This window comes from Brevundimonas vancanneytii, from assembly GCF_901421975.1.
Taxonomy (GTDB): Bacteria; Pseudomonadota; Alphaproteobacteria; order Caulobacterales; family Caulobacteraceae; genus Brevundimonas; species Brevundimonas diminuta.
This window is the reverse complement of the sequence record NZ_LR588407.1, coordinates 208,973-225,507: the sequence shown is the minus strand read 5'-3', so window position 1 is coordinate 225,507 and position 16,535 is coordinate 208,973. Positions and strand designations below refer to the sequence as shown.

The 16,535-nt window shown below is 68.9% G+C and carries 14 protein-coding genes; 7 read left to right on the top strand and 7 right to left on the bottom strand.

The features are described from left to right. Window position 1 precedes the first annotated feature (1 nt). The 3 genes from FGL25_RS01110 to FGL25_RS01100 all read left to right on the top strand — a co-directional run bounded on the left by FGL25_RS01110 (window position 2) and on the right by FGL25_RS01100 (window position 4,460). Window positions 2-1,651, top strand: a complete 1,650-nt coding sequence (locus tag FGL25_RS01110; protein WP_138140715.1) for a 2-oxo acid dehydrogenase subunit E2 — start codon at window positions 2-4, stop codon at window positions 1,649-1,651. Continuing rightward, a complete protein-coding gene (lpdA, locus tag FGL25_RS01105) occupies window positions 1,651-3,048 on the top strand; it encodes a dihydrolipoyl dehydrogenase (protein WP_138140714.1) in 1,398 nt (465 codons plus the stop codon). The genes FGL25_RS01110 and lpdA overlap by 1 nt, the downstream gene beginning before the upstream one ends. Window positions 3,049-4,103: 1,055 nt before the next feature. Next, complete coding sequence (locus tag FGL25_RS01100) at window positions 4,104-4,460, top strand: YciI family protein (RefSeq protein ID WP_138140713.1); 357 nt, start codon at window positions 4,104-4,106, stop codon at window positions 4,458-4,460. A gap of 3 nt (window positions 4,461-4,463) precedes the next feature. On the opposite strand, the gene FGL25_RS01095 is transcribed toward FGL25_RS01100, so the two are convergent. Both FGL25_RS01095 and clpB read right to left on the bottom strand, forming a co-directional pair. Next, window positions 4,464-4,799 carry a GIY-YIG nuclease family protein gene (locus FGL25_RS01095; protein WP_138140712.1) on the bottom strand — a complete coding sequence of 112 codons (336 nt, stop codon included), beginning with the start codon at window positions 4,797-4,799 and terminating at the stop codon, window positions 4,464-4,466. A gap of 242 nt (window positions 4,800-5,041) precedes the next feature. Next, entirely contained in the window at window positions 5,042-7,627 is a 2,586-nt protein-coding gene (clpB, locus tag FGL25_RS01090) for an ATP-dependent chaperone ClpB (RefSeq protein ID WP_138140711.1), read from the bottom strand. A 182-nt stretch (window positions 7,628-7,809) separates the two neighbouring features. Between clpB and FGL25_RS01085 the strand changes: the two genes are divergently transcribed. Next, complete coding sequence (locus FGL25_RS01085; RefSeq protein ID WP_046652396.1) at window positions 7,810-8,442, top strand: LysE family translocator; 633 nt, start codon at window positions 7,810-7,812, stop codon at window positions 8,440-8,442. A 16-nt stretch (window positions 8,443-8,458) separates the two neighbouring features. Here FGL25_RS01085 and FGL25_RS17100 read toward each other — a convergent pair whose 3' ends face one another. Both FGL25_RS17100 and FGL25_RS17095 read right to left on the bottom strand, forming a co-directional pair. After that, on the bottom strand, window positions 8,459-9,913 hold the full coding sequence (locus FGL25_RS17100; RefSeq protein ID WP_252969939.1) for an outer membrane beta-barrel family protein: 1,455 nt from the start codon (window positions 9,911-9,913) through the stop codon (window positions 8,459-8,461). A gap of 136 nt (window positions 9,914-10,049) precedes the next feature. Continuing rightward, complete coding sequence (locus FGL25_RS17095) at window positions 10,050-10,736, bottom strand: TonB-dependent receptor plug domain-containing protein (RefSeq protein WP_252969938.1); 687 nt, start codon at window positions 10,734-10,736, stop codon at window positions 10,050-10,052. Window positions 10,737-10,900: 164 nt separating this feature from the next. Between FGL25_RS17095 and FGL25_RS01075 the strand changes: the two genes are divergently transcribed. The 3 genes from FGL25_RS01075 to FGL25_RS01070 all read left to right on the top strand — a co-directional run bounded on the left by FGL25_RS01075 (window position 10,901) and on the right by FGL25_RS01070 (window position 14,520). After that, the gene (locus FGL25_RS01075; protein WP_252969937.1) at window positions 10,901-12,565 is read left to right on the top strand and encodes a BCCT family transporter; all 1,665 of its coding nucleotides are present in this window, start codon (window positions 10,901-10,903) and stop codon (window positions 12,563-12,565) included. Further along, window positions 12,493-12,795, top strand: a complete 303-nt coding sequence (locus FGL25_RS17090) for a hypothetical protein (protein WP_252969936.1) — start codon at window positions 12,493-12,495, stop codon at window positions 12,793-12,795. The genes FGL25_RS01075 and FGL25_RS17090 overlap by 73 nt, the downstream gene beginning before the upstream one ends. A gap of 72 nt (window positions 12,796-12,867) precedes the next feature. After that, on the top strand, window positions 12,868-14,520 hold the full coding sequence (locus FGL25_RS01070) for a serine hydrolase (RefSeq protein WP_138140710.1): 1,653 nt from the start codon (window positions 12,868-12,870) through the stop codon (window positions 14,518-14,520). A gap of 40 nt (window positions 14,521-14,560) precedes the next feature. Here FGL25_RS01070 and FGL25_RS01065 read toward each other — a convergent pair whose 3' ends face one another. The 3 genes from FGL25_RS01065 to FGL25_RS01055 form a co-directional block, all read right to left on the bottom strand. Beyond that, the gene (locus FGL25_RS01065) at window positions 14,561-14,962 is read right to left on the bottom strand and encodes a hypothetical protein (protein ID WP_003166255.1); all 402 of its coding nucleotides are present in this window, start codon (window positions 14,960-14,962) and stop codon (window positions 14,561-14,563) included. Window positions 14,963-15,034: 72 nt separating this feature from the next. Next, entirely contained in the window at window positions 15,035-15,760 is a 726-nt protein-coding gene (locus tag FGL25_RS01060; RefSeq protein ID WP_138140709.1) for a DUF4893 domain-containing protein, read from the bottom strand. Window positions 15,761-15,808: 48 nt separating this feature from the next. Further along, window positions 15,809-16,534, bottom strand: coding sequence for a DUF4893 domain-containing protein (locus tag FGL25_RS01055; RefSeq protein ID WP_138140708.1), 726 nt, complete (start codon window positions 16,532-16,534; stop codon window positions 15,809-15,811). Between the last annotated feature and the right edge of the window lies 1 nt (window position 16,535).

The window sequence follows — 16,535 nt, the reverse complement described above, 5'->3', positions numbered from 1 at the left end:
GATGGGTCGTTTCGTCTTCAAGCTGCCCGACGTGGGCGAAGGCACTGCCGAAGCCGAGCTCGTCGGCTGGCACGTCAAGGTCGGCGATACGGTCGCCGAGGATCAGATCGTCGCCGACGTCATGACCGACAAGGCCACGGTCGAACTGACCAGCCCGGTCGCGGGCGTCGTCACTGCCCTGCACGGCGAGCCCGGTCAGATGATGGCCGTGCGCGGCCCGCTGGCCGAGTTCGAGGTCGAGGGCGAAGGCAACGCCGCCGCCGACGAACCGGCCGCCGCGTCCGTCGCCGCCGCGCCGGAACCTGCTGCGGCTCCGATCGAAGCCCCCAAGGCTGAAGCCGCCCCGGCCCCGGTCGCCGCCGCTGGCGCGAACCACGTCTTCAAACTGCCCGACGTGGGCGAAGGCACGGCTGAGGCCGAACTGGTCGGCTGGCACGTCAAGGTCGGCGACGCGGTTCAGGAAGACCAGATCCTGGCCGAGGTCATGACCGACAAGGCGACGGTCGAACTGACCAGCCCCGTCTCCGGCGTCGTCGTCTCCCTGCACGGCGAAGCCGGTCAGCAGATCGCCGTCGGCGGTCCGCTGGTCAGCTTCAAGGTCGAGGGCAAGGGCAATGTCGCCGAAGCTCCCGCCGCTGCCGCGACGCCTGTCGCCAAGGCCGAGAAGGCTGCGCCGGCTCCTGTCGCCGCACCGACCGCCAAGCCTTCCGCTGCGCCCAAGGCCGACGCCAAGCCCGTTCCGGCCCTGACCGGCCGCCAGCCGGGCGAGCGCCCGCTGGCCTCGCCCGCCGTGCGCAACCGCGCGCGTGATCTGGGGATCGACCTGGTCTTCGTGCCGGGCAGCGGCCCCGCGGGCCGTATCGAGCATGCCGATCTGGACGCCTTCGTCGCGCGCGGCGGCACGTTCGCCCCGGCTGCGGCCTCGGGCGGCTCGCTCTACGCCAAGGCTGAAGGAACCAACGAAGTCCGCATCATCGGCCTGCGCCGCAAGATCGCGGAGAAGATGGCCGAGAGCGTGCGTCGCATCCCGCACATCACCTATGTCGAAGACATCGACATGACTGCGGTGGAGGAACTGCGCGCCCACCTGAACGCCCAGAACAAGGGCACGGGAAAGGCCAAGCTGAACGTCCTGCCCTTCATCGCCCGCGCCATCGTCGTGGCCCTGAAGGATCAGCCGAACATCAACGCCACCTATGACGACGAGGCGGGCGTGCTGACCCAGCACAACGCCGTGCATCTGGGCATCGCCGCCCAGACGCCGAACGGCCTGATGGTCCCGGTCGTCCGCCACGCCGAGGCGCGCGACGCCTATGACACCGCCGAAGAGATCGCCCGCGTCTCGGGCGCCGCCAAGGACGGCAGCGCCAAGCGTGAGGAGCTTTCCGGCTCGACCATCACCATCACCTCGCTGGGCACGCTCGGCGGCGTGGTGCACACGCCCATCATCAACCACCCCGAAGTCGCCATCGTCGGTCCGAACAAGATCGAGGAGCGCGTCGTGGTGCGGAACGGCCAGATGGTCGTGCGCAAGATGATGAACCTGTCCTCCAGCTTCGATCACCGCATCGTCGACGGCCACGACGCGGCGGTCTTCGTGCAGAAGATCAAGACCCTGCTGGAGAACCCGGCCACGCTCTGGATGAACTGATGACCCAGACCCTCAAGACCAAAGTCCTGATCATCGGCGCCGGGACCGGCGGCTATGTGGCGGGGATCCGTTGCGGCCAGCTGGGGCTGGAGACCGTGCTGGTGGACGCCTCGCCGGGCCTCGGCGGCACCTGCCTGAACGTCGGCTGCATCCCGTCCAAGGCCATCATCCATGCCGCAGGCAAGTTCGAGACGGTGGCCAAGGCCGCCGGCGACGGCACGCTGGGCATCACCGCCTCGACCCCGGCCATCGACCTGTCCAAGACCGTCGAGTGGAAGGACGGCGTGGTCAAGAAGCTGAACGCCGGCGTCGCCGCCCTGCTGAAGAAGGCCAAGGTCAAGGTCATCAAGGGCTGGGCCGATTTCTCGGACGCCAAGACCTGCACGGTGAAGACCGACGACGGCGACATCCGCATCACCGCCGAGCACGTCATCCTGGCCACGGGGTCCGAGCCGGTCGAGCTGCCCTTCCTGCCCTTCGGCGGCGACGTGATCTCGTCCACCGAGGCCCTGAGCCTGCCGGAAGTGCCCAAGAAGCTGGTCGTCGTCGGCGGCGGCTACATCGGCCTGGAGCTGGGCATCGCCTTCCGCAAGCTGGGCGCCGAGGTGGCCATCGTCGAGATGGCCGAGCGCATCCTGCCGCTCTACGACAAGGCTCTGACCGACCCGGTCGCCAAGTGGCTGGAGAAGCATGGCGTGCAGTTGCTGCTCGGCGCCCGCGCGGGCGGTTTCGGGGACGGCAAGCTGAACGTCACCGACAGGGACGGAAACCCGATGCAGCTGGACGCCGACAAGGTGCTGGTCACTGTCGGCCGCCGCGCGCGGACGAAGGGCTGGGGCCTGGAGAACATGGGCGTCGCCATGAACGGCCCGTTCGTGAAGATCGACGAGCGCTGCGCCACCAGCATGAAGAACGTCTGGGCCATCGGCGACCTGACCGGCGAACCCATGCTGGCGCACAAGGGCTCGGCCCAGGGCGAGGTCGTGGCCGAAATCATCGCCGGCCACGACCGCGTGTTCGATCCGACTGCGATCGCCGCCGTCTGCTTCACCGAGCCGGAGATCGTCTCGGCGGGCCTCGGCCCCGACGACGTCAAGGGCCGCGACGACGTGATCCAGGCGGTCTTCCCCTTCGCCGCCATCGGCCGCGCCCTGGCCATCGAGGCGGGCGAGGATGGCGGCTTCGTTCGCGTCATCGCCTCCAAGGCGGATCACCGCCTGCTGGGCGTTCAGGCAGTCGGCCAGCACGTGTCGGAGCTGTCCAACAGCTTCGCCCAGATGCTGGAGATGGGCGCGGTGCTGGAGGACGTGGCTGGAACCATCCACGTCCACCCGACCCTGGGCGAAGCCTTCCACGAGGCGTCCCTGCGCGCGCTGGGCCACGCCATACATATCTGAGGGCGCTATGCTCGGGTCGCGGACCCTCGCGACTTGAGCGCGTCTTCCTTCTCCCCCTGCGGGAGAAGGTGGCAGCCGAAGGCTGACGGATGAGGGGTCGCGCGGCGGTCTAAGCGCGCCTTCATCCGACCTCGGAGAGACCCCTCATCCGGCCCTGACGGGCCACCTTCTCCCGCAGGGGGAGAAGGAACGCGTCTGTCCGCCTCGGGGTGACCGGGCGGTGGAAGGGCTGGGCGGGGCGCCGGGGCTTCGCCCGGAGAAGATGTGATTTACCGTTTCGACGAAGGCCGACGCCCCGCGCGAAGAGTCGGACATGAGCTCGGGGCAGGCGCCGTTGTTCGCGGCTACCCCCGGCGCCCATGACGGGCAGGCCGCGCGACGACGCGGTCCTGGAACGGTCCGAGTAACCCCCTCGACCCTGGCCGGAGCCTCTCTGGCGGACGGGTCGAACGCCCCGTCGCTAGGCCCCGTCGGCTCCGCGTCCTGATGTCTGCGGCCGGTCGCGCTTGCGCGCGGCGTGAGGCCGCGGAACGGCGTTGGAGGCGTTCGCCTCGTTCCGCCGCCCGCAGGACATCCTGAACCGCCCGCCCGAACCGTCGCCGCCTTCCGCTGGGGTTCCCCTTGCCCGGCGCGCGCGATGGGAGGCCGACGATCCGACACGGACCCCGTTCTCTCCGCTCCCGCCGCCGCTTCGGTTCGCCGGCCGAGCGAGCCCTCCCCTGCGACGGGACGAGGGACAGGATGCGGCAGGCGGGAGGTGGGGCGGGGAGATGAGGACGAGCGGGGCGCGGAGGCGGGAAATATCAGGCGCTGCGAAGCCTTGATGTGAGGGCCGGCGGATTTTCCTTCTCCCCTTGTGGGAGAAGGTGGCAGGCGGAGCCTGACGGATGAGGGGTTGCGGGACGTGAACCCCATAGCCCCGCCATCAGATTTCGGAGAGACCCCTCATCCGAGCCCTTCGGGCCCACCTTCTCCCGCAAGGGGAGAAGGGACAGGGAGGCCCGCTTGCCCACGGCCGACGAAAGACCGACCCTTGGCGCAAACGGGAGGCTTCGATGAGCGCGCAGACCCACTACCTGGCCGTCTTCACCAGCGACAAGACCGGCCCCAAATGGCGGGCCTGGCGCGCCATGAGCGAGGCCGAGCAGGCCGAGACGGCCCGCCTCGGCGTCGCCGCCGTCGCCGCCTGGGAGGAGGCGCACCGCGACTCCATCGTCTTTCAGGGCGGCCCGCTAGGCCCGACCAAACGCATCGACGACGACGGCGCCGTGACCGACGTGGTCAACCTGCTGACCGTCTTCATGGTCGTGCGCGCCGACAGCCACGAGGCCGCCGCCCGCCTGTTCGAGAACCACCCGCATATGAACCCCTTCCCCTGCGACGGAGTGGAGGTGATGCCGGTGCTGGGGTGAGGCTCAGTCGGCGCCCGGCGGCGGGGTCCAGGTCGGATCGGAAAACCAGTCGGCCGCGAGGTCGCGCCAGTCCGGGTTGGCCTTCTCGATCAGGGCCAGCTTCCAGTCGCGCAGCCACTTCTTGATGCGCCGCTCGCGCCGGATCGCATCCAGCATCAGGGCGTGCTGCTCGAACCAGACCAGACGAGTGCAGTCGTAGGCGTCGCTGAAGCCGGGAAAGGCGCGCGTTCTGTGCTTCCACACGCGGCTTTCCAGATTGGAGGTCGAGCCGGCGTAGAGCGTCCCGTTGCGCCCGCTGGCCATGATGTAGGTCGCGATGAAGGTGCGATGGGTCGCCATGCACACAGCCTATGCCGCTCCCCCTCTTTCGTCATCCTCCGGGCCGCGCGCAGCGCGGAACCGGGGGACCCAGCGGCGCCGAAGGCGATCTTAGGGCGGCCGTCGAGCGTGGATCTTTCGCGCTCCCGCGCGCCGCTGGGTCCCCCGGTCTGCGCCGCTGACGCGGCTTGCCGGAGGATGACGAAAGAAAAAAGGGGCCGCAATGACGCGGCCCCTTTCTCGGATCGACGCTGGAAGGCGCGTTAATGCACCCGCGCCTTCCCGATCTCCAGCCCATCGCTACCCGCTGACACAGCCACCACGCTGCCGTCCTCGATCTCGCCGGCCAGCAGCTTCTTGGCCATCGGGTCGACCAGCTCCTTCTGGATGACGCGCTTCAGCGGGCGGGCGCCGTAGACGGGGTCGTAGCCCTTGTCGGCGAGCCAGGTCAGGGCGCTGTCGTCCAGGGCCAGCGTCAGGCGGCGATCGGCCATCAGCTTCTCCAGACGCGCCAGCTGGATGCGGACGATGCCGCCCATCTGTTCGCGGCCGAGGCGGTGGAACAGGATGATCTCGTCGATGCGGTTCAGGAACTCGGGCCGGAAGTGGGCGCGGACCTGCTCCATGACCAGCGGGCGCACGGCCTCGACATCCTCGCCCTCGGGCTGGTCGGCCAGATACTGGCTGCCCAGGTTGGAGGTCATGATGATCAGGGTGTTCTTGAAGTCGATGGTGCGGCCCTGACCGTCGGTCAGGCGGCCGTCGTCCAGCACCTGGAGAAGCACGTTGAAGACGTCGGGGTGGGCCTTCTCGACCTCGTCGAACAGGACGACCTGATAGGGGCGGCGACGCACCGCCTCGGTCAGGGCGCCGCCCTCGTCATAGCCGACATAGCCCGGAGGGGCGCCGATCAGGCGGCTGACCGAGTGCTTCTCCATGTATTCGGACATGTCGATGCGGGTGATGGCGTTGTCGTCGTCGAACAGATAGCCCGCCAGCGCCTTGGTCAGCTCAGTCTTGCCGACGCCCGTGGGGCCGAGGAAGAGGAAGCTGCCCAGCGGCTTGTTCGGGTCGTTCAGACCGGCGCGGGCGCGGCGCACGGCGTCGGAGACGGCGGCCAGGGCCTCGTCCTGACCCACCACGCGGCGACCCAGTTCGTCCTCCATCTTGAGCAGCTTCTCGCGCTCGCCTTCCAGCATCTTGTCGACGGGCACGCCGGTCCAGCGGCTGACGACGGCGGCGATCTGTTCAGCGTCGACGACCTCAGGCGTCAGGGGGGCGGCGACCGCCGCCGGGGATTCGGAATCCGCGAGTTGCTTCTCCAGTTGCGGGATCTGGCCATAGGCGATCTCTGAGGCGCGGCCGAGGTCGCCGGCGCGCTGGGCGGCGGCCAGTTCGGCGCGCAGGCGGTCAAGCGTTTCGCGCAGTTGCGCGCCCTGCCCCACCTTGTCCTTTTCCGACTTCCAGCGGGCGGTCATGTCGTCCGACTGGCCTTCGAGGTCGGCGATCTCGTCCTCCAGCTTTTCGAGACGCTGCTGCGAGGCGCTGTCGCTCTCCTTCTTCAGGGCCTCGCGCTCGATCTTGAGCTGGACCAGACGGCGGTCGATCTCGTCCAGCGCCTCAGGCTTGGAATCGACGGCCATGCGGACGCGCGAGGCGGCCTCGTCAATCAGGTCGATGGCCTTGTCGGGCAAGAAGCGGTCGGTGATGTAGCGGTTCGACAGGGTGGCGGCGGCGACGATGGCGCTGTCGCTGATGCGCACCCCGTGGTGGACTTCGTATTTTTCCTTGAGGCCGCGCAGGATCGACACCGTGTCCTCGACGGTGGGTTCCGAGACGAAGACCGGCTGGAAACGACGGGCCAGGGCCGCGTCCTTCTCGACGTGCTTGCGATATTCATCCAGCGTGGTGGCGCCGACGCAGTGCAGTTCGCCGCGCGCCAGGGCGGGCTTCAGCAGGTTGGAGGCGTCCATGGCCCCGTCGCCCTTGCCCGCGCCGACCAGGGTGTGCATTTCGTCGATGAAAAGCACGATCTGCCCCTCGGCGGCGGCGACCTCGTTCAGCACGGCCTTGAGGCGCTCCTCGAACTCGCCGCGGTATTTGGCGCCCGCGATCAGGGCGCCCATGTCGAGCGACAGAACCTTCTTGTCCTTCAGGCTTTCCGGCACGTCGCCGTTGACGATGCGCAGGGCCAGACCCTCGACGATGGCGGTCTTGCCGACGCCGGGTTCGCCGATCAGGACGGGGTTGTTCTTGGTGCGGCGGGCCAGCACCTGAATGGTGCGACGGATCTCCTCATCGCGGCCGATGACAGGGTCGACCTTGCCGTCGCGCGCGGCCTCGGTCAGGTCGCGGGCGTAGCGTTTCAGGGCGTCGAAGCTGTCCTCGGCGCCCGCGCTGTCGGCGGTCTTGCCCTTGCGGATTTCGGCGACGGCGTCGTCCAGCTTCTTGGCCGTGACCCCGGCGGACTTCAGCGCCTCGGCGGCGGCGCCGCCCTCCTTGGCGATGGCGGCCAGCAGGCGTTCGGTGGTGACGAAGGCGTCGCCCGCCTTTTTCGCGGCCTCCTCGGCGGCGCTGAAGACGCGGGCGGTGTCGCCGTCCAGATAGATCTGGCCCGAGCCGCCCGAAACCTGGGGCCGCTTCTTCAGCAGCCCCTCGGTGACGAGTTCGACGGCGGACGGGTCTCCGCCCGCCTGATCGATCAGCTTGCGGGCCAGGCCGTCGCGCTCCTCGAGCAGCACCTTGAGCAGATGCTCGGGCGCGAACTGCTGGTGGCGGCGGGCCAGGGCCAGCGACTGGGCGGACTGGACGGCCTGTTTGGCGCGGTCGGAATAGAGGTCGAGATTCATGTCGTTCGGTTTCCCCTCGGGAGGCGGATTTCGACTCAATGCGCCCTTTCACGAAGCGACGCCTTGAGCTGTCGCAAAGGAGGTGGGTGTGGCCTATGGGACACGCAAGAGGGCCGGCTCGCGATTGATGACGCCGCCCGTCACGGCCTAGCGTGGCCGCAGGAAAAGGATGGAAATCGCCGATGCAGCCGCCCATCGATCCCACCGTGGTCGCGCCCTTCCTGGTCGCGGTCGCGCTGATGGAGCTGACCCCCGGCCCGAACATGGGGTGGCTGGCGCTGGTGTCCCTGTCGCAGGGGCGCGCGGCCGGGCTGGCCGCCGTGGTCGGCATCACCCTGGGCCTGACGCTGTGGATGGTCGCCGCGGCCTTCGGGCTGACGGAAGTGGTGCTGCGCTGGCCCGCCTTGTATCAGGCCATCCGCTGGGCGGGCGTAGGCTTCCTGCTGTGGCTGGCCTGGGACGCCTGGCGCAGTGCGGGCGACGGCGCGGGCGTCGCCCCGGTCGCGATGCGGCGACGCGCCCTGTTCCGACGCGGCCTGATCGGCAATCTGCTGAACCCCAAGGCCGCCTTGCTCTATGTGGTGCTGCTGCCCGGCTTCATGCGCCCCGACCACGGCTCGACTCTGGCGCAGGCCCTGACGCTAGGCGCGCTGCACGTTCTGGTCAGCGTCGTCGTCCACACGACCATCGTGCTGACGGCGGCGCGCGCGGGCGGCGCCCTGTTGACCCGCGCCCAGGGTCCGATGCTGCGCGCCGCCATGGCCCTGGGCCTGGTCGCCATCGCCGCCTGGACCGCCTGGGAGACGCGAGCCTGAGCGGGTCATATCCGCGTCAGCCGCCCGTCGGGCCGGTCGAGAAGTCGAACTGCTCGGGCTGGCGCCGCGGTCCTCCGCCGAAGGACCAGGTCAGGCCCAGATAGAAGGCGCGCAAATTCAGATCCTGGTCGAAACGCTCGCGGAACTGAGGCGTGTCATAGGTGGTGGCGCCGCCGAACGAGTTCAGGATGTCGCGCGCGGTGAACTGCAGGGACAGGGTGTCGCTCAGCTTGCGGCGATAGCCGAAGTTCAGCATGCCTCCGCTCTCGCGCGTGCCCTGGGCCAGAAGTTGATCGCCCTGCCAGAAGCCCATCAACTGCACGAAATCCTTAGGCGTGGCCTGCCAGTTCAAGCTGAGACGCCCTGTCAGCATCTCGCCCTCACGGTCGCGACCGCCCACGATGCCCGCAGCGTCGATCTCCTGACGGAAAGCGTTGATGCTGGCGTTGTAGCGCAGGGTCGGGTGCAAGCGGCCGCTGGCGGTCAGCTCGATCCCCAAGTCGCGCCGGGCGCCCAGGTTCTCGGGTCGCGTCAGCAGGACGCCGCCGCCCACGTCGGCCGCCACGTCGGTGAAGGCCTTGGTCGTGTCGCGGAAGTAGGCTGTCGCCTGATAGAAGCTCTGACCGCGCCGCATCTGCCACATGGCCTCAAAGCTGTCGGTCTCCTGCGGCTCCAGGTCCGGATTGCCTGAACGCAGGTTCAACGGATCGCCATAGACGACGAAAGGATTCAACTGCGACGGCTGAGGCCGCTGGATCCGCCGCGAATAGCTGCCGCGCAGCGTCTGAGTCTCGGTCAGCTGATACTGCAGGTGGAAGGTCGGATAGGCGCGGAAATAGTCCTGGGACGCGCGCACGGCGTTGGTGACGTCCTCGACCTCGATGTCCGCCTGCTCCAGGCGCAGTCCGAACTGGCCGGACAGCTTCTCGCCGAACGGCCTTTCATAGGTGGCGTATAGGGCGTGGACGATCTGCTCCGCCTCGAACCGATTGCTTTGCGACGGCACGAGGACCAGAGCCTTCTCGGACGGCCCGCGCCGCACCTCATTCTCCTGATCCGGCCGGATCAGGTTCAGCTCATATCCTGCGCGCAGCTTGGCGCCCTCGCCCATCGGCCGGGTGTAGGCGCTGGTGAAACCGATTGTCTGCTGAGCGTTCAAACCCCGCTGAGCCTCATAAAAGGCCGGCTCTGTCGGGAGGCTGAAGATATTGGCGGCTAGCGAGTCATTTTCATGGTCGTTGCGATCGTAGCGCAACTCATTCGACCATTCATGCCCCGAGGCGTCGAACTGGTGCAGCACCCGGCCGGTGACGCCCCAACCGTCCATTGCAAAGCCGCCCGAACCGTTGCGGGCGTAGGCGCGGGTCAGGGCCCCGGAGCCGTCGCGGGTTTCGAACAAGCCGCGAACGTCGCTGTCGACCTCGAAACGGTTAGCGCGCACCTCGCCGGTCAGCATGGTCTTGTCGGTCAACCGGTATTCGGCCGCCACCCGACCGAAGAAACCACTCTGGGTCGAGTCGATGTTTTGAGCCGTCGTCGTCGTGCCGACGGTCGCGCCGGAGGCGTTGAGCTGTTCGCGCAGACGGTTGAAGGCCAGACCCTGATCATCATGGGCGATAGCTGAGATCGCCTGTCAGGGTCAGCTTGCCGCGCTGCCGCGAACCGCTGGCGCCGACGTTCCATCGCCCATTGTCGCCGACATTGGCGCGCAACGAGCCGGTCGTGACTGTCGCGCCCGACGCCCCCGCAGCCGCGGCGGCGGCCACCGCCGCCGGAACCGGCTTGGTGATCAGGTTGATGACCCCGCCGGAGCCCTCGGGACTGTAGGCGGCGGACGGATTGGTCATCACCTCGATGCGGGCGTAGCGATCGGCCGGCAGTTGCAGCACCGCGTCGGCGCGGTTCGGGCCCGACAGAATGGCGGAGGGACGGCCGTCGACCAGGATGGTGACATTGCCGTCGCCGCGCAGGGAGACGTTGCCCTGAGGATCGACATCGACGGAGGGCACGTTGCGCAAGGCCTCGGCCAGGGTGCCGGTCGCCGCTTGAAGATCGTCGGCCAGGCTGTAGCTGATCGAGTCGATCGACGTGCGGACATCATTGGAGCGGGCGCTGACGACGACATCGCCCACGGCCGCAGGCTGGTCATCCTTGTCAGCCTTTTTAGGCGGACTCTGGACCTGCTGTGCGCGGGCGGCTGACGGCGACGCGGGTTGCGCCGTCTGAGCGAGAGCGCCTGCCGCAGGCAAGGCCAGAACGGCGCCCAACAAGGGCGCGAACTTGTATTTCTTCATATCTGGGCGTCCTCGCACGGACGTCCCTCAACGTCCTCCAGACCGCCGATACCAGCGCCACGACGCATAACCGAGTTACATCTTTTTCATTCCGAAGGCGGGTCTGTGACCCTGATGGAACCTTAAGCGTTGCCGTGCGCTTGGAGCCCATGCTGAGCTCAAAAATGAACCCTCGGGTCTTCTGGGGGGCCAGCGCCATCGCAGGCGGGCTGCTGCTGCTCGCCCTCATGGCGCCCGCGACGTCCGACCTGTTGTTCGGACGCGCCCAGGCCTGGGTGGTGGAGACGTTCGGCTGGTTCTATGTCGCTTCGGTCGCGGGCTTCATGCTGTTCGTCGCGGCGTTGGCCCTGGGACCGACAGGGCGGCTGAAGCTGGGGCCGGACGACGCCGAGCCGGACTTCCCCTATGTCTCCTGGCTGGCCATGCTGTTCGCCGCGGGCATGGGCATCGGCCTGATGTATTTCGCCGTCGCCGAGCCGGTCCAGCACTACATCGCCCCGCCCGAGGCGCAGCCCGGCACGCTGGAAGCCGCCCGCGAGGCCATGGTCATCACCTATACCCACTGGGGCGTCCACGCCTGGGCCATCTACGCCGTGGTGGGTCTGAGCCTGGCCTATTTCGCGCACAGGAAGGGACTGCCCCTGACCATGCGGTCCAGCCTCTATCCCCTGCTGGGCAAGCGGGTGAACGGCTGGCTGGGCGACCTGGTCGACATCTTCGCCATCTGCGGCACCCTGTTCGGCATCGCCACCTCCCTGGGCTACGGCGTGGCGCAGATGACCTCGGGCCTGAACTACGTCTTCGGCCTGCCCAACGACGTGATCATGCAGGTGGGACTGATCGTCGTGGTGATGGGCGCGGCGACGATCTCGGTGCTGACCGGCGTGGACAAGGGCGTGCGGCGGCTGTCCGAGCTGAACCTGTTCATCGCCGTCTGCCTGATGCTGTTCGTGCTGATCGTGGGGCCGACGCTCTTCCTGCTGCGGGCCTATGTGCAGAATTTCGGCCTCTATCTGGACCACTTCTTCGAGCGCACCTTCACCCTCTACGCCTATGAGCCGCGCGCCTGGATGGCGGACTGGACCCTGCTCTACTGGGCCTGGTGGATCTCCTGGTCGCCGTTCGTGGGCATGTTCATCGCCCGCATCTCACGCGGGCGGACGGTGCGGGAGTTCCTCATCGGCGTGCTGCTGGTGCCGTCGGGCTTCACCTTCCTGTGGATGACGGTCTTCGGCAACACGGCCATGAGCCTGGACCTGGGCGTGGCGGCGGGGGCGATCTCGGACGCGGTGCAGACGGACCTGTCGACGGCCCTGTTCCGTTTCTTCGAGTTCCTGCCGGGCACGGCGATCACCTCGGTCCTAGCCATCGCCCTGGTGGCGGTCTTCTTCGTCACCTCGGCGGACTCAGGCTCGCTGGTGATCGACACCCTGGCCTCGGGCGGGGCCGAGGAGACGCCGCGCTGGCAAAGGGTCTACTGGTGCGGAATGGAGGGGCTGACGGCGGCCCTGCTGTTGTTGGCCGGGGGCCTCGGCGCCCTGCAGGCGGCGACCCTGGTGGCGGCCCTGCCCTTCGCGGTCATCATGATCCTGGCCTGTTTCGGCCTGGCGCGGCAGATGAACGCCGACCTGAAGGGCGAGGCCGTCGAGACCGAGGCGCCGCCCTGCGCGAACAGCTCAAGCGCATCCTGGCCCCGGCCAGCCGTCGCGACATCGACCGCCAGATCGCGCGCCACGGCGTCCCGGCCCTGGAAGAGGTGCGCGCCGCCGTCGCCGCCGAAGGGCTGGAGAACAGCGAGGTCCAGAGCGACGACAACGGCGTCTGGCTGAGAGTCGAGCACGCCAACGGACGGGACTTCCTGTATCGGCTGGGCGCGCGCTCGCGGCCCCTGCCCGCCCTGACCGCGCTGGAGGCGCCCGAAAGCCGCCGCGCCCTGGAATGGCGGCTGAGCGCCGTGACCGGCGACGGCACGCGCCCGCGCGACGTGACCGGCTTCACCCGCGCCCAGATCGTGGCGGACGTGCTGGAGCATCTGCAAAGGTGGCGGCTGGCGGCGTAGGACGCTTTACGCCCCTTGGCCCGGCGGACGGGCGGCGTTAGCGTCGCCGTTCAGTCTTCGGGAGCGTCCTTGATGTCCATCCGCCTGTCGCGCCGCGCCGCGCTGATCTCTTCCGCCGTCGGCGCCGCCGGCGCGGCCCTGCCCGCGACCGGCTGGGCCCAGACCAGCGCCGATACGCGTTCCGACGACGAGATCGCCGCCGCCGCGGACGCCTGGGTGCGGCGTTGCATGGCCGCCTGGCCGGACCAGCCCGCCGTGTCGCTGGCCCTGGTCCGCGACGGCAAGACGGTGCTGGCCAAGGGTTATGGCGTGCGCCGTCAGGGCAAAAATGAACCCGCCGACGAACACACCCTGTTCGCCATCGCCTCGAACTCCAAGAACGTCACCGCCGCCTGCCTGGCCATCCTGGTCGATGAAGGCAAGGTGAAGTGGGACGAGCCGATCCGCACCTATCTGCCTAGCTTCACCCTGTCGGACCCGATGGTGGGCGAGCGCATCACGGTGCGCGATACGCTAAGCCACCGCGCCGGTTTCGGCCTGGGCGCGGGCGATCTGCTGTTCTGGCCCAACAGCGACCGGACCCGCGCCGAGGTTCTGGCGCAGGCCGCCTTCGTGCCCATCGAGGACGGCTTCCGCGAGGACTACCACTACTGCAACCTGATGTTCGTGGTGGCGGGCGCGGTGATCGAGAAGGTCTCGGGCCTGTCGTGGGAGGCCTTCGTCCAGACCCGCATCTTCGACCGCGTGGGCATGAGCGAGAGCGTGCCCCTGGCGCGTCTGGCCGACCCGAAGAAGAGCGCCCTGCCTCACGGCCGCGTCGGCCCGCCCCTGCGCTATCAGGGGGCGATGACCCAGATCGCCGAGTCGATCGTCGAGGTGTGGAACTGGGATTCGGCGGCGGCGGCGGGCGGCATCTGCGCCAGCGCCCACGACTGGGCCAAGTGGATCGCCGTGCGCCTGAACGACGGCAAGCTGGCCGACGGCTCGCGCCTGTTCTCCGAAGCCGCCGCGAAGGAAATGTACAAGCCCAACATCGTCGTCTCCTCGTCCAACGGGCCGACGGCGACCCTGCCGAACCGGGCCGTAGCCTCGACCTACGCCATGGGCTTGCAGGTGCAGGACTATCGCGGCGAACGGCTGGCGACCCACGGCGGCGGCTCGCCCGGCGGCATCTCGGCCACGGTGCTGATCCCCGGCCGCAAGATCGGCTTCTCGGTCTTCACCAACGCCGAAGAGAGCTTCCTGCTGCGCGCCCTGCGCTCGGGCCTGTCGGACATCGCCATGAACAAGGTCGACGTCGACTGGATCGCCGATTCCAAGCGGATTGAGGCCGAAGGGACCGAGAAGTCGCTGAAGGCCGCCGTCGAGATCGACGCCAAACAGGCGGCGGGCGCGGCCCCCTCCCTGCCGCTGGAGGCCTACGCCGGAACCTGGCGCGATCCCTGGTACGGCGACATCGTCATCGAGCCGAAGACGGAAGGGCGCGGCCGCAACCGCAAGTCCGGCCTGTGGCTGCGCTTCACCCACACCCCGGCGCTGCAGGGCTGGCTGGAGCCCTATGATGGCGAAACCTTCCGCACCCGCTTCCCCGACAAGCGCGAGGAAGACGCCTTCATCACCTTCAGCATCGCCACGGCCAAGCCCGCCACCGCGACGGTCAAGGGCGTCTCGCCGGACATCGACTTCAGTTACGACTATCAGGATCTGCGGCTGACGCGGGTCTGAGCGCCAATGCCCTTCTCCCCTTGTGGGAGAAGGGTTCAGGTCAGCGCGCCGGACGTTGGCCCGCTTCCAGGATCGGCATCCCCGCCTCGGTGGGGATGTAGATGGTCTGGCGGCCTTCCTTGCCGGCCGTCTCCTGCAGCATGTTGATGTAGGACCAGCGCAGATAGGCCTCGGGGCCGCCCAGGGCCTCGGCCATGATGCGGTTGGCCTCGTTGGCGCCCTTGGCGCGCTCGATCTCGGCGGCGGCGGTCAGCTTGGCCGAGTCCAGGGCGGCCTGGGCCTCCAGCACGCGGATGCGGCGGTTCTGCACCGCCTCTTCATAGGCCGCCTTGCCCGCCATCTGCTTGGAATAGACGTTGTAGGTGGGGAAGCCGATCAGCACGACCGCCAGGACGACGGCGATGGCGATGATGGATCCGAGCGTGAGGCCGACGCCGCGCATGAGGGTGCTCCGAAGGTAAAGGCGATGAGGCGCTCAGGGTGAAGGGCGCGCCCCTGAACGGTCAAGCTGCGATCAGCGCGTCAGCTCCAGAATGTCGAGCTTGGATTCCTGCTTGGGAAAGGGAATGACCAGGCGCCAGCGTTGCGGGCCGATGCGCTCGAACACGCCCAGCTGGTCGCGCTCGGCCTGGGCGCCGTAGGCGGGGAAGCCGGTCTCGTCGCCCCAGGCCTGGGCGCCGACATAGACCAGGCGTCGATCAGTGTCGGGATAGAGCAGGCCGCGCGTGCGCTGGCTGCCCGTGGTCTTCTCCAGGATCAGGTCGCCGCCGGGCGTCAGTTCGACGCGGCAACGGAAGGCCGGATAGGCGACGTAGGCCAGGCCCTGCGCCTCGCGCGCGCCCAGTTTGACGGTGCGGCAGCGGTAGTCGCCCGGCGGCGGTTGAAGACGACCGGCCTGCCCGGCGTTGGGATCGACCAGGACGCCGAGAGATTCGACCTCGTCGGCGAAGCCGCGCGCCTCGGCCTCGGCGCGGGCCAGGCTCCAGGCCTGGTCGAGGCGGCCCAGCAGGCTGGCGTCGGCGGGCGCGGCGACTGCACGCCAATCGTCGCCGCCGCCCTGCTCGCCGGGAGACGGGGACGGCGCCGCGGTCCCCGGCGGAGGCGATACGGCTTCAGACGGCGCCGCCACAGGCGCATCCGGAGAAGAAGGGGGCGACGGGGTCGGCGCGGCGTCGCGGTCGCAGCCGGCCAGGGCGAGGACGCTCGCGAACAGGGCGGCGGCGACGGGGCTGAAGCGCATCGGGCTCTCTACTGTCATCCAGTCCTAACGGACAGGAACGGCGACGGTTCAGCGCGACGGCGGCGCCGGGACCAATTCCAGCAGATCGAGGTTGGATTCCGCCGCCGGCCAGGGCGTGACCAGGCGCCAGCGCCGCTCGCCGATCCGCTCCAGCACGCCGACCAGGTCGCGTTCGGGCCGCTGGCCGTAGCTGCGGGCCGTCGGCTCGGACGCCAGGGCCATGGAGCCGAGGAAGACCATTTCGCGGTCGTTCTCGGGGAAGAGCAGGCCTGCGGGGCGTTGCGAGCCGGTGCGCTTGATCAGCTTCAGCCCGCCGGGCGTCTGTTCGATGCGGCAAGCGAACCAGCCGTAGACCACATAGCCGAGCCCGCCTTCATCCCCCTGAGAGCCCAGTTTGACGGTGCGGCAGCGATAGGCGCCGGGCGGCGGGGCGACGTCGGGACGGGCCGCGTCAGGATCGATCAGTTCGCCCAAGGCCGACAGGTCGCCCGAACCGGGCTGACGCCGGGCCTGTTCCAGCGCCAGGGTCCAGGCGGCGGCGCGGCGCTGATAACGGGCGCGGTCCGCCGAGGTGATGACGCCCCGCCAGTCGTCCAGGACGGCCCCGATCGGCGCCTCGGGCGCGGCCGGAACCGCCATCGGCAGCGGAGGCGGCGGCGGAGGCGGCGTCGTGGCGCAGGCGGCCAGGGCCGCCGAGGCCAGAGCCGGGCCGATCAGGGTCTTGAACAGGGGCTGGAAAGCGAGCCGGAAAGGTCGGTTCGGCGTACGCGGCATA